Origin of the sequence: Gardnerella washingtoni (assembly GCF_049262705.1) — a bacterium.
GTDB classification, from domain to species: Bacteria; Actinomycetota; Actinomycetes; order Actinomycetales; family Bifidobacteriaceae; genus Bifidobacterium; species Bifidobacterium vaginale_D.
Genome location: NZ_CP058398.1, coordinates 977,283 through 990,169, shown reverse-complemented (window position 1 = coordinate 990,169; position 12,887 = coordinate 977,283). Strand labels below are relative to the sequence as shown.

Annotated in this window: 6 protein-coding genes and 1 tRNA gene; 6 read left to right on the top strand and 1 reads right to left on the bottom strand. The window is 46.0% G+C overall.

Annotated elements, in window-relative coordinates; genetic code table 11:
- The first annotated feature begins 26 nt into the window (after positions 1-26).
- The 4 genes from alr to dnaG all read left to right on the top strand — a co-directional run bounded on the left by alr (position 27) and on the right by dnaG (position 8,530).
- Positions 27-1,418, top strand: coding sequence for an alanine racemase (gene alr, locus HXT28_RS03735; protein ID WP_016637113.1), 1,392 nt, complete (start codon positions 27-29; stop codon positions 1,416-1,418).
- Positions 1,419-1,481: 63 nt separating this feature from the next.
- Complete coding sequence (locus HXT28_RS03730) at positions 1,482-2,765, top strand: deoxyguanosinetriphosphate triphosphohydrolase (protein WP_422113272.1); 1,284 nt, start codon at positions 1,482-1,484, stop codon at positions 2,763-2,765.
- A gap of 555 nt (positions 2,766-3,320) precedes the next feature.
- Positions 3,321-5,771 (top strand): hypothetical protein, encoded by a 2,451-nt coding sequence (locus tag HXT28_RS03725; RefSeq protein WP_422113271.1) that lies wholly within the window; start codon positions 3,321-3,323, stop codon positions 5,769-5,771.
- 665 nt (positions 5,772-6,436) lie between these two features.
- Positions 6,437-8,530 carry a DNA primase gene (dnaG, locus tag HXT28_RS03720; RefSeq protein ID WP_422113270.1) on the top strand — a complete coding sequence of 698 codons (2,094 nt, stop codon included), beginning with the start codon at positions 6,437-6,439 and terminating at the stop codon, positions 8,528-8,530.
- A gap of 261 nt (positions 8,531-8,791) precedes the next feature.
- Here dnaG and HXT28_RS03715 read toward each other — a convergent pair whose 3' ends face one another.
- Positions 8,792-10,543, bottom strand: a complete 1,752-nt coding sequence (locus tag HXT28_RS03715) for an acetolactate synthase large subunit (RefSeq protein WP_422113269.1) — start codon at positions 10,541-10,543, stop codon at positions 8,792-8,794.
- Between the two features lie 256 nt (positions 10,544-10,799).
- Here HXT28_RS03715 and HXT28_RS03710 point away from each other — a divergent pair, with 256 nt between their 5' ends.
- Positions 10,800-11,993: an SLC13 family permease gene (locus HXT28_RS03710; protein WP_032814854.1), complete on the top strand. Its 1,194-nt coding sequence runs from the start codon at positions 10,800-10,802 to the stop codon at positions 11,991-11,993.
- A 209-nt stretch (positions 11,994-12,202) separates the two neighbouring features.
- Positions 12,203-12,275, top strand: a tRNA-Arg gene (locus HXT28_RS03705).
- Positions 12,276-12,887: the final 612 nt, after the last annotated feature.

Sequence of the window (12,887 nt, the reverse complement as noted above, 5' to 3'; positions counted from 1 at the left end):
AGCATACTAAATCAGTTAGGTGAGTTATGAGTATAGATGTAAGTAATACGGCAAGTCGTAGTGCAAGTAATGTAGCAAGTAATGCAGCAATATTAACAGCAAACTATGCTCGTGCTTTAAACACATACCCCGGTCAGGTAATCGTTGATTTGAAAGCACTTCGAGATAATATGCGCACGTTAGTTGCACGAGTTTCGCAAGATTTGCAACCTGGTCAACATGCGCCGGAAGTTATGGGAGTCGTAAAAGCAGACGGGTACGGTCACGGGCTTATTCCGAGTGCGCTCGCTGCTTTAGCTGGAGGTGCTACTTGGCTTGGAACAGCGCAGCCCTATGAAGCGTTACGTTTGCGTGCAGCTGGTATTGATTCCAGCCGATGCCATATTCTTACTTGGCTTACTAGTGCTCCAACTACTCGTTTCGCGGATTTAATTACTGCAAATATTGATATTTCTGTTGGATCTATTGACTCGCTTGATGCTGTAGCTTTTGCTGCACGTGCTTTAGGAAAGCCTGCGCGTGTGCACGTAAAAGTCGATACTGGTTTTGGACGAAACGGTTTCACTCCAGCCGGTTTTAGTGCCGCTTTAGAAAGATTGCAACAATACGCTAGCGAAGGCGTGATTGACGTTATTGGGCAGTGGAGTCACTTAGCAGTAGCAGATTCGCCAGACGTTCCAGAATTTGTAGAAGCAACCGACCGACAAATTCAGCAATTCCACGAGTTTACAAAGCGAATGAGTGAAGCTGGTTTAGCGCCTCAAATCCGCCATTTAGCGAATACTGCAGCAACGCTTAACCGTCCAGAAATTCGTTTTGAGTTGGTGCGACCAGGAATTGGTTTGTACGGCTATGAGCCAGATCCTGCAATGGGGGATTCACAAACGTACGGATTGCAGCCAGCCATGACACTTCAAGCGCAACTTGGCACAGTAAAAACCGTAGAGGAAGGACATGGAATTTCCTACGGACGTACGTATTTGACTCCACATAACACGAGCACTGCTATTGTGCCGCTTGGGTACGCTGACGGCATTTTGCGTTCTGCTTCCGGATTTGACATGCAAGGTGCGCGTCATATAGATAAGCCGGGTGGACCGGTGCGCGTGGAAACTAACAAGGGTGCGCGAGTTTTGAACGTTTCTGGGCGAGTTTGCATGGATCAGTTCATAGTTGATGTAAAAGGCGATGCCGCAGAATTAGGTGTACGAGAAGGCGATACTGTAACGCTTTTTGGTCCTGGAAGAGGCTTGGAATTTGCTGAGCCAACTGCCGACGATTGGGCGAAAGCCGCAGGAACAATCAGCTACGAAATTATGACTGGAATCGGTGCTCGCGTGCCGCGTTTGTACCGCAATGCTTATGAAGTGCTATCTTCTAGCGATATTGCAAAACTGGACGAGAAAAGTCTTATATAGCTTGTTGCGCTTGTTTTAGAAGGTTAATAAAGTAGCCTTCATTGCAAATAAAAGAGGTGTTGTATGTGCGACGAAGTAATTGATTCAGACAACGAAGCTGTTGGCGAATACGATTTGCACGATACTGAACGTTGGGCGAGCGAACCTCATCACACTCGTGCTAGAACGCCATTCGAGCGTGATCGCGCGCGCATTATTCACTCTTCAGCGCTCCGTCGTCTGGGTGCAAAAAGCCAGGTGTTGGTTGCAGGTTCGGACGATTTTGCTCGAACTCGCTTAACGCATACGCTGGAAGTTGCGCAAATTGGTAGGCAAATTGCAGCAATGCTCGGCTGTGATCCAGATGTAGTTGATTGCGCATGTTTATCGCACGACTTAGGTCACCCACCCTTTGGACACAACGGTGAGCGCGCGCTCGCGGAATTAGCAGAAAATATTGGTGGATTTGAAGGGAATGCGCAAACTCTTCGCCTGCTTACCCGCTTAGAACCGAAAGTTTTTCGTGAAAACGGCAGGAGTGCGGGAGTAAATCTTACTCGTGCAGCACTTGATGCTGCAGTGAAGTATCCGTGGGGGTTAGAAGAAGCTAAGGCACACGACAAAGGCGAGCGCGATTTGAAATTCTGCGTATATCCGGATGATCGTGAAGTATTTGAGTGGCTGAAACTTGAGGCACCACACGAATCGAAGCCGATGGAATGTCAAATTATGGACCTTTCGGATGATATTGCTTACAGTGTGCATGATGTTGAAGATGCAATTGTAACCGGCGCTTTTAACCCCGCTTTGGTGGCAGATGCGAGCGTAGTGGATCAGGTTATTAGCGAAATGCATGCTTGGTACGGCAAACAGTGGGATGCAGATAAGCTTTTAGCGGCGTTGCAACGCTTACGTGCGCTTCACATGTTCCCTGACTCGTTTGATGGTTCTAGGCGTGCTTTGGCGCAGTTGAAAAATATTACCAGCGCGTTGATTGGTCGTTTTGCGTGCTCTGTTGAGCGTGCTACGCGTAAGCGTTATGGTACTGAGCCATTAATTCGTTACCGTGCGAATGTGGTGATTCCAGAAGACACGTCGTATGAGATTGTAATGCTGAAAAGTTTGGCTGTGCATTTTGTGATTGAGCCGCGTTCGCACGAGTCTTATGAGCGTGAACAGAAGATGCTGAAGGACTTAGTAGAAGTGTTTATGAGCAAATCACCACGACCGCATGACGCTATGGAAGCTGTGTTTGTTGGTGATTGGAATGAGTGCACGAATGATAATGATCGGCTTCGCGTGGCGATTGATCAGGTGGCAAGTCTTACGGATGGTTCCGCTGCAACGCTTCACGCGGCTTTGTGTTAAAAGATGCTGGGTGGCTGGCGGTGCGCTGGTTTGCTGGCGGTGGCGCTGGTTGAGGTAGTACTGTATTAGTTGAGATAGTACTGTATTAGTCAACTGCTCATCGTGTGCTCATGAATACATACCCTTATTTTATTAAAAATACTCGTATTTGATAGTTGCATCTTTGAAAGATTTATGCACAACTCAGTGAGCTAGTGGCGCGCAACGTGTGCACGTTGAGAATGCTTAATCTGAATACTATGCGGAACCACAGTGCTGACATACTATGCGGAACTACGATTTACGGTATTTGTCTGTTCTTCATAGCTACTGATGGATGTGAATATACTCTCTTCAGCCACGCTTATTTACGCAGTCTTACGCCACACGGACACGATGGCGTTTTTTATAAAATATCGCTGCTTATTCTTGATTTTTGCCCAGGGTAGGGGGTATGTTGAATATATGAGCCGGCCATTGGTCGGTTTATGACTGTACCGAAATTGCCCCTAATATGATTTCGGTAAGCAAATTCATTGCACGTTTACGCGTGAGAATGAAGAAGAAAGGGAAATTATGTTAAGTAAAAAGGCGATTGCCGCATTCGCTGCTGGCGCTACGCTTGTTTCAGGCTTAGCACTTGCCGTACCTGCGTTGGCTGGTACAGAAGGCGATAGTACTGCTACTAATCAAACTACGCAGAAAAGCTTCCTTACAATGACTGATGAGGAAGTTACTGCTGCTTTTACTAATGTAGATTATAAGACTGCAAAAGCGCGTTATGATGAGTATGCTGCTGAAGTTCATGGTCTTGAAATGACTTCAACTGATAAAAATGCTGTTCAAGCTGCTAAGGATAAGCTTGATATGGCATCGACTCTATTCCAAGCTGTTGCTAAGACTGAGGCTAAGAAAGTTCCAGCCGAGCCTTCCAAAGAACAGAAGGATTATGACGCTAAAATTCACGAGATTGATGAGAAGGGCAATCTGACTCATGTACTCGAAGATTTGGCTAAGAAGGCTGAGTCTGAAGGTTTGACTTTCACTGCTAAGTATATTCGTAGTGCTAAGACTGTTGAGAGTGCTAAGAATTTGCTTGCTGAGGCTGAGAAGGCTAAGGCTACTCAGGCTGCTATTGAGGCTTTGGCTAAGAAGGCTGAGAAGGAATTGCTTCATGAAGCTGCTCAGCAGATTCGTGCTGCTAAGACTGTTGAGCAAGCCCGCACTATTCTTACTAAGGCTGAAAACACATTAAAGAATATTCCTGCTCCAGTAGTTGATAAGCCTGTTGATGACGTGACTGTTGCTCCTGAGAAGGAGGAAGAGCCTACTAATCCGATGTTTGTGACTGAGGATCCTGATGAGTTAGCAGAGCGTTTGGAGCTTGAATCTAATCCTTCCTTCTATAAGACTGAGGATCCTGATGCTATGGCTCAGCGTCTCGTTAAGGAAGCTGCTATTAAGGCTGCTATTGAGGCTATTGCTAAGCAGGCTGAGAAGGAAGGCTTTACGTTTGTTGCTAAGCAGATTCGTAAGGCTAAGACTGTTGAGGGTGCTCAGGCTTTGTTAGATGCTGCTCGTGCTTCTAAGAAGACGCCAGAGCCAAAGCCAGTTCCACCAACTCCTGCTATTAATCCTGCTATTGAGGCTATTGCTAAGCAGGCTGAGAAGGAAGGCTTTACGTTTGTTGCTAAGTACATTCGTAAGGCTAAGACTGTTGAGGGTGCTCAGGCTTTGTTAGATGCTGCTCGTGCTTCTAAGAAGACGCCAGAGCCAAAGCCAGTTGTTCCTCAGAGTGGTAAGGGTGAGGCTCTTGTTCAGCCTGAGCTTCCTGAGTTGTCTGCTGCTGACTTGTTCAAGGGCTTGACTTATGACCAGGCTAAGGCTTTGTACGAGGAAATGGTGAAGAATGCGGCTGCTGCTGGTGTGAAGCCTGATAAGGTTGCTGATAAGGATGATCAGGATCCTACGGTAAGGCTTCTTGCTCAAGCTAAGGCTGCTTTGAAGAAGATTGCTGATTCTACTATTGAAGAGGTAGCTAAGAAGGCTGAAGCTGAAGGCTTTACGTTTGTTGCTAAGCAGATTCGTAAGGCTAAGACTGTTGAGGGTGCTCGTGCTTTGCTTGCTGAAGCTGAGAAGGGCAAGAAGCCGGCTCCAACGCCAGTTCCACCTGCTCCAAAGCCAACTCCAACGCCGACCCCAACGCCGGTTCCACCAGCTCCAAAGCCGACCCCAACGCCGACCCCAACGCCGGTTCCACCAGCTCCAAAGCCGACCCCAACGCCGGTTCCACCAGCTCCAAAGCCGACCCCAACGCCGACCCCAACGCCGGTTCCACCAGCTCCAAAGCCAACGCCAAAGCCTAAGGCTGAGGATCCAACGTTTGTGTCTCCTGATGGTAGTGAGCATTTGTTCACGAACTATGATGGTTTGACTGTTCTTCTTGCTAAGCACGGTTTGACGAATGTTGCTGCTTATGATGCTCTTCTTGATAAGCTCGAGTTTGGTTTGAAGCAGACTGGTTGGGCTAATATTTTGAAGAACTTCGGTGGCGATAACTGCGCTTACTTGGGTAAGCTTCGTAACCAGTTGAAGAAGGCTGTTGCTCATTATGGTCATGTTGAGGCTGCTGTGAAGGATATCCTCGCTGAGCTTAAGGATGATTATAAGGATGCTCAGAAGGCTGAGGATTGGGATGCAGCTAAGGTTATTAAGACTAAGCTCGCTGCTGCTTCTAAGCTTGCTGAGGTTGCGCATCATAATCGTACTCGTGCTGCAGCTATCTTGGATTCTGCTAATGATCATGCTAAGGATTTGAGCTGCGATACTGGTGCTCAGGAAGTTTTGGATGCTATGAAGAAGGCTGGTAACTTCCCTGGTAAGGCTGCTGCTAAGGCTCCTGTGAAGAAGCATGCTGCAGCTGCTGCTGCTCCATTGGCTCACACTGGTGCTGCTGTAGCTTTGGCTGCTGTTGCTGCTTCCGTGCTTGCTGGTATGGGTGCTGCTCTTCGCAAGATCCGTCACTAAGCATAATTGCTAAGCGAAATAGTGTTGCTTTGAGTGTAGCTTGTGTGAAGCTCTGAGTAGTATTGTTGAGCTATTGAATGAGATGGGGATTGAGGTAATACTCAGTCCCCATTTTTTTTTATGCTCATACCTTTTAGTCGGGTTATAGGCTCAAAAGTGTGTAAAGCTAAGCTGATGAATATTCTGTGGTGTAAGCCACAATCCAAACACTGTTACTCATTCAGTCAATCGACTGAGAAAACAACGGTCATATGTTACTGGTGCAGTGCACAAACTGCGCCAGCAACGAATAATTGCGATTTAGTGTTACTCGCGCAGTATGTAATCTGCGTCCGTAACGAATATCGGCGTTTTTTCGTTACTAGTGCAGAATGACTGCGCATAAGAAATAACCCACATTTGATATACGATGAGCCTTACTACCGTAAGGGTTATGAGCTTATTGTTTACACAGTTTTGTCCGGGTGGCGAATGTGTAGAAAACAGATTCGATTACCGCAAAACGCTTGTATTGCAATGCGTGAGACATGATTTCTTACACAGTTTTGGTATATAACCCCTTGAGTGCATTATGGCAAACGGCAAAACTGTGTAATCGTCAAAAACGGGGATTGTAGTCACGCGCGCAATACCACTCGCCGTCGGTTTGCGATAAGCTAGACACTATGGTTGGAATGATTGTGAAAGAAGACATTGAGCGCGTGCGCGCAGCAGCAGACTTATACGATATCGTGTCTGCAACAGTAACACTGAAGCCTTCTGGAACTGGCACTTTTGTAGGTCTTTGCCCATTCCATGATGAAAAAACACCAAGTTTTAGCGTGCGTCCAAGCTTAGGAATGTGGCATTGTTTCGGCTGTGGTGCTGGTGGTGATGTATTTAAATACGTCGAGAAGAAAGAGAATATTGATTTCCGTGAAGCAGTAGAGTTTTTAGCGGACCGATACCACATTGAAATGCACTATCAGCAGCAGAACGGTGACGCTCAAGCTCATGCTGGTTCCAAACGTGCCAGACTGTTAGAAGCAAACGAAGAAGCACAAAAATTTTTCGTTTCGCAACTGAGCACTGAGGAAGCTGCTCCTGCACGCGAATTACTTGCAGGGCGAAACTTTACTCCGCAACAAAGCGCGTATTTCGCATGCGGTTATGCGCCTAAAGGTTGGGATAATCTAGTCAGATACTTAGCGAATAAAGGTTTTACGCGTCAAGAACTGCTTGATGCTGGCTTAGCTCGACTCGGTCAGCGCGGAATATACGACTACTTCCGTGGCCGCTTAACTTGGCCTATTCGCGACTCTACTGGTAGAACTCTTGGTTTTGGTGCTCGCAAACTGTACGACGACGATGCTATTAGTGCAAAATATATTAATACTCCCGACACTGCGCTATACCGCAAAACGCAGGTTCTATACGGAATTGACTTAGCCAAAGCAAATATTGTTAAAAAACGTCAAGTCGTAATCGTTGAAGGCTACACCGACGTAATGGCATGCCATGTAGCTGGAATTGACACTGCAGTTGCTACTTGTGGCACTGCTTTTGGTGTTGAGCATGCAAAGATTGTGCGCAGACTTATTGCAGACGATTCTTTGGGAGCAATTCAACTTGTAGGCCCTATAAAAGTAAATGGTCAGTCAGTAAGTTCACGCATCGTATTTACTTTCGACGGTGATGCTGCTGGTCAAAAGGCTGCGCTTCACGCTTTCGGCTTGGATTCAGCATTTTTAACGCAAACATTTGTTGCAGTAGCTGACAATAATCTTGACCCTTGTGATTTACGCATTCAGCGTGGTGACGAAGCTGTGCGTTCGCTAGTTGCTCACGCAAGTCCTCTATACGATTTTGTGATTGATACGGTAATTAACCGTTTTGAAACATCGTATACTACAGGTCAAATGGGTGCGGTGAAAGCGGTGGCACCTCTTATTGCACAAATTCGTGACCGTTCGCTGCTTGACTTGTATATGCGTAAAGCTGTGCGTGCAATCGGTGTTGATTTGGTTGTGATGCGGCGTGAAGTTGAGGCGGCTCGCCGTCGTTTGCAAGTTCGAGATGACGACGCTTACGCATCTAAGTATCATATGATTCCAGCAGGTGTGCAGCAGACTGGTGTTGAGCGTACAGCAGATTCTCAATCTTCTCGAATAGCAATCATGCGAAGTGCGGCTCAAAATCAGCGTTATTATCGCGTAGATGATGCTGTATTCATGTGTGAGCAACAGTTTATGGCGTTATTATTACAAGTGCCGCTTGCGTTTAACGAACAATTATTTGCGCAACTTACGTTAAATAATTTTATTACTCCTGTATTTCGTACGCTATTCCAGGCATTTGTTGCTGTGGGAGGATTGCCAGCCGGTAATGTTACGCAAGGCTTGTGGTTGCATATGATGACAAAATCTGCAGGTCCACTGCTTGAATCAGTGATTACTGAGTTGTCTGTTATGCCTCTGCCGCTTCCTGCATCTACTGAAATATTAGAAGGCACGAATAATCAACAAGTACAACAAACGCAACAAGTGCAACAAACTGCAGGTGGATCACCTTCAGAGCCGCTGCGTAGAGCTACAAGCGCAGAAAGTAAGTATGCGAACGAGCTGCTTATTCGACTGCTTGATATTGGTTATATGCGTAGAATTGGTGCGGCTCGAGCGCGCATGGCAAAACTGCCGGATGGGCAAGAAAAGCTTGCGCTTCTTGGGCAGATCACTTCTATGGAAGCTGCGCGCAAAAGCTTGCAATCGCAAATCATGTAGCTTTTTTATTTGCAAAACTTATTGTGCAGAGATTAGCAAAACAAATGCTCCAAATGTGAGATAACGCTCGCGCTATAAGCGCTCGCTTACGAAACTCGCGTTGGAAGTCCACTGGACTTCCAACTTAAGCGAGTTCCCGCTCCGAATTGCTTTCGCGCGCTAAATCGCAGCGCTCAAGCAGGTCGTCGCGCGCGTTTGGAGGGTTTCACAGCCACAAACGCTCCAAACGTGAGATAATTTTCCCGCGTTTGGAGCTATGCGTCAGTTACTAAAGTCAATATCTCCAAGCTTTTCAATAAGCTTCATATTCTCGCTGTAATCAACTGGGCAGGAAATTACGTCCACTCCGCTTTCTTGCTCCAAAGCTGCGCGAAGCATATTGTACAAATCTTCCGGCTTCTTAACGCAGTGACCACGTGCCCCAAAGCTTTCAGCCAATTTTGGCACGTCCGGATTATGGAAGTCCACGTACTCGTGTTCACCTGCATGAAGCTCCATCTTCCACTTAATTAAGCCGTACGCGTTATCTTCCCAAACAAGAACCACCATGCGGCTTCCAACGCGCACTGCAGTTTCAATTTCCTGCACGTTCATCATGAAGCTTCCGTCGCCCATCACAGCCAAAACTGGTTTTGTGTTCATTTTGCCGGAATTATCGCGAATAAATGAAGCTCCAACAGCGCCTGGAAGCGTCCAAGCCATAGTAGAAAGACTGTTGTCGATTATGCAAGTATTCGGGTGCATAGTTGGGTACAAGCGTGCCATCCACATTTTAAGAGCGCCCGTATCTACAAGCACCTTCGTGCCTTCAGGAACAGCGCGACGAATATCGTAAACTACGCGCTGCGGTTTCATTGGCATGCTTTCGTCATTTTCGCAAGAGTGTAGTTCTTCTGTAAGCATTTGTCGAATACGAGGGTGGCTTACGTCGAAAGTAATGTTGCGATCCTTTAATACTGAAGTAAGAGTTTTCAACGTCTGCCCAATATTTGCCATAATGTTCAGCGCAGTAGGGTAGTGCGCGTCAGTATCTTCCACAAAAGTATTGATGTGAATAATAGTTTTATCAATATTCGGGTTGATTTTCTTAGGATCAAACTGCTGAATCGAAAAACCGACTGCAATAATCAAATCAGCCGTATCAAACGCGAAGTTCTCGTAATCGCGGTGCATAAAGCCAACGACGCCAAGCGCATTCGGATGATTATCCGGGAAAACACCCTTACCTTCAAACGTAGTTGCAACCGGCACATTAAGTTGCTCAGCAAATGCAAGAAGCTGATTTTCTGCGTGAGAGCGCGCAACACCATTTCCTGCCAAAATAATAGGCTGCTTTGCGCGGCTAATAATTTGAGCGGCTTCCTCAATAGTGTCCGGAGCTGGCATAATATGCAGCGGATGCGGCAGTGGAAGCGGTTTTGCGTCTGCAGGCGCTGGCATTTCGCTAATATCTTCCGGAATAACAAGGCAAGTAGCTCCCGGGCGGTTACGACCCGCAATAGAGAACGCTTTACGAACCATCTCCGGCGCAGAAGCAGGAGCAAGCATCATAGAAGACCATTGTGTAATCGGCTGGAAAAGTGCAACTAAATCAATAATCTGGTGAGATTCCTTATAAAGCCTAGAAACGTTACCTTGCGCGCAAATTGCAACAAGTGGGGTAGTGCTTGCGTTTGCTTGAGCTACAGGAAGCGTAAGATTTAGTGCTCCAGGACCCAGTGTTGCTAAGCATACGCCCGGCTTTCCAGTAATATGAGCGTAAGTTGCTGCCATAAAACCAGCACCCTGCTCGTGGCGAGTAAGTACAAAACGAATGCGACCATCGCGCTCAATCGCCTCAAGAAGTGGAATATTTTCCTCACCTGGTATGCCGAAAACTACTTCAACGCCTTCGTTGACCAAGCATTCAACAACTAAATCTGCAGTGTTTCGCTGGTGGTTTTCACGAAGATGAATTTGACGAGCAAGTTTTTGTTCAAGCTTCTGATCTTCTGTTGTGTTTATTTCTGCCATAATTCGCTTCTTGTGTAGACAACAAATTCTTTGTTTTAATATGATATACGCAATCTTGTCTTTAAATGCAATTTTTGCGATGCGCGTGTCCTAAAAAAGGGCGGATTTTTGTATTGCGTATTTGCGGCTAAATCTAGCTCTTAATAGTCTCCTATGCCTTGCTATTTCAATGATTTTGTCGGGAACTTGGTGGCTCCATGGGAAAGGGTTTCTAGTATAATAGGTTAAGTTGTATCTACTGCCTTACGGAGGAATGATGAAGCGCTGGCTGTTAAACGTGGTCAAGTGTGAAACCATTCTTATTGTTGCGGCTATTTTAGCGATTATTTCTTGTTTTCTCGTGCCTCCGGACGCTCAATATGTAGGTTATATTCATGTAAACACTATTTTGCAGCTTGTGTGCTTGATGATGGTGGTGTGTGGTTTCCAGCGTATTGGTGTGTTTCGCGCGATTGGTGCGCGCTTGCTTAGGCATGTGAGAACAGAACGTGGACTTGTACTTGTGCTTATGTCGCTCACGTTTTTCTCTGCAATGTGGATTACGAATGATGTGGCATTGGTCACGTTCGTGCCGTTTGCGCTATCTGTGCTGGTGATGGCAAATGCTGAAAAACAAGCGATTCTTGTGATTACGCTGATGACGATTGGCGCCAATGTTGGCAGTATGCTTACTCCTATTGGTAATGCGCATAATCTGTACTTAAAAGCGTTAACGCATATGTCAACGCAAGATTTTTTGAAGATTATGGCACCATACACTGTTACTGCTGCAGTGTTGATGGTTGTGTTTGCGTTCGTGTTTTTTAAATCGCGTAAAGTTGATCAGTTTGTTGGTTTGCATGGCGACGATATTGAGCAGAGCGTGTTAGCTCCTTCGCATGGTCATCCGCAGCCGGATGAGATTCGCGTAATGGGCTATGGTATGAGTTTTACGCGTTGGCGCGTGATTGTGTATAGCCTGCTGTTTGTGGTGTGCTTGTGTGGTGTGAGTGGTTGGATTCCAGACTGGCTGATGCTAGTGATTATGGTGGTTGCTTTTCTTCTTTGTGACCGTCATGTGTTCCGTGTACTCGACTGGGCGTTGCCACTTACGTTTATTATGTTCTTTATTTTTATTGGCAATATGCGTCGCGTTCCTGGTTTTAGCGATCTTGCGCAAATGTGGGTTGGTACGCACCCTATGGAAGTTTCTGTGGCTTCGAGCCAGTTCATTAGCAACGTTCCAACGACGATTTTGCTTTCTGGATTCTGTAATCAGTGGAAGATGCTGATTATTGGTACGAACCTTGGTGGTATGGGCACGCTGATTGCGTCTATGGCTTCGCTTATTTCCTACAAGGGCATTACGCACCAGTATGCTGAGCATAGGGGACGCTATTTGCTTACGTATACGTTGGTAAACGTGTTCTTCCTTGCTGTGCTCATGTCGCTTGCGTGGATTATTGAGTAGTGTTTGCTTCGTTGCGTTTGCTTCCCTGCGCAGTAGTTATAAGTGGTGCATTATTTGGTTTGAGTAGTGTTGCTTATTATTTTTTTAATTGCGTTTATTGTGTTGAATATGTTTGAGTCTTTTGTTGCATAAATAAGCATTATTTGCGATTATATGGTGCGTTATATGGCGCGTTGATAGTGACGTTTTGATATAATAGCCATTTGTTTGCCTCTGTAGCTCAAAGGATAGAGCAACGGCCTTCTAATCCGTTGGTTGCGCGTTCGAGTCGCGTCGGGGGCACTTTTACCAAGCCCGAAATTATAAGAATTTCGGGCTTTTTAAAAGTGCCGAGCTTGCTCAAGGTTGAAAGCACAGTGTGCTTTCAACGCAAGCGAGGTCTGCCTTCGTCTCGATTGACGAAGGCAGGGCAGAGTCGTGTGGTTTGTGTTTTTGGTTGTGTTTTTGGTTTGTTGTCTCTTTTACCAACCCCGAAATTATTGGAATTTCGGGGTTATAGCCCCAAAAGTGTGTAAAGCTCGGCTGATGAATATTCTGTGGCATAAGCCACAGACGCAACACTGTTAAAAACTCAGTTATCTAGCTGAGAAAACAACGGTAATCACTCAAACACTGTTAAAAACTCAGTCAACAAACTGAGAAAACAACGGTAATCACTCAAACACTGTTAAAAACTCAGTTATCTAGCTGAGAAAACAACGGTAATCACCCAAACACTGTTAAAAACTCAGTCAAGTATCTGAGAAAGTAACGGTTGTATGTTACTGGTGCAGTACGTAATCTGCGTTAATAACGAATAAGCGGGGTTATACGTTCTTCGCGCAGTACGTAATCTGCGTTAATAACGAATAAGCGGGGTTATACGTTCTTCGCGCAGTACGTAATCTGCGTTAA

What these genes read in the sequence shown, in the direction of transcription:
- HXT28_RS03730 (WP_422113272.1), top strand. Translation starts at nt 1,482, where the DNA reads ATGTGCGACGAAGTAATTGATTCAGACAACGAAGCTGTTGGCGAATAC.
- alr (WP_016637113.1), top strand. Translation starts at nt 27, where the DNA reads ATGAGTATAGATGTAAGTAATACGGCAAGTCGTAGTGCAAGTAATGTA.
- HXT28_RS03725 (WP_422113271.1), top strand. Translation starts at nt 3,321, where the DNA reads ATGTTAAGTAAAAAGGCGATTGCCGCATTCGCTGCTGGCGCTACGCTT.
- HXT28_RS03710 (WP_032814854.1), top strand. Translation starts at nt 10,800, where the DNA reads ATGAAGCGCTGGCTGTTAAACGTGGTCAAGTGTGAAACCATTCTTATT.
- HXT28_RS03715 (WP_422113269.1), bottom strand. Translation starts at nt 10,543, where the DNA reads ATGGCAGAAATAAACACAACAGAAGATCAGAAGCTTGAACAAAAACTT.
- dnaG (WP_422113270.1), top strand. Translation starts at nt 6,437, where the DNA reads ATGGTTGGAATGATTGTGAAAGAAGACATTGAGCGCGTGCGCGCAGCA.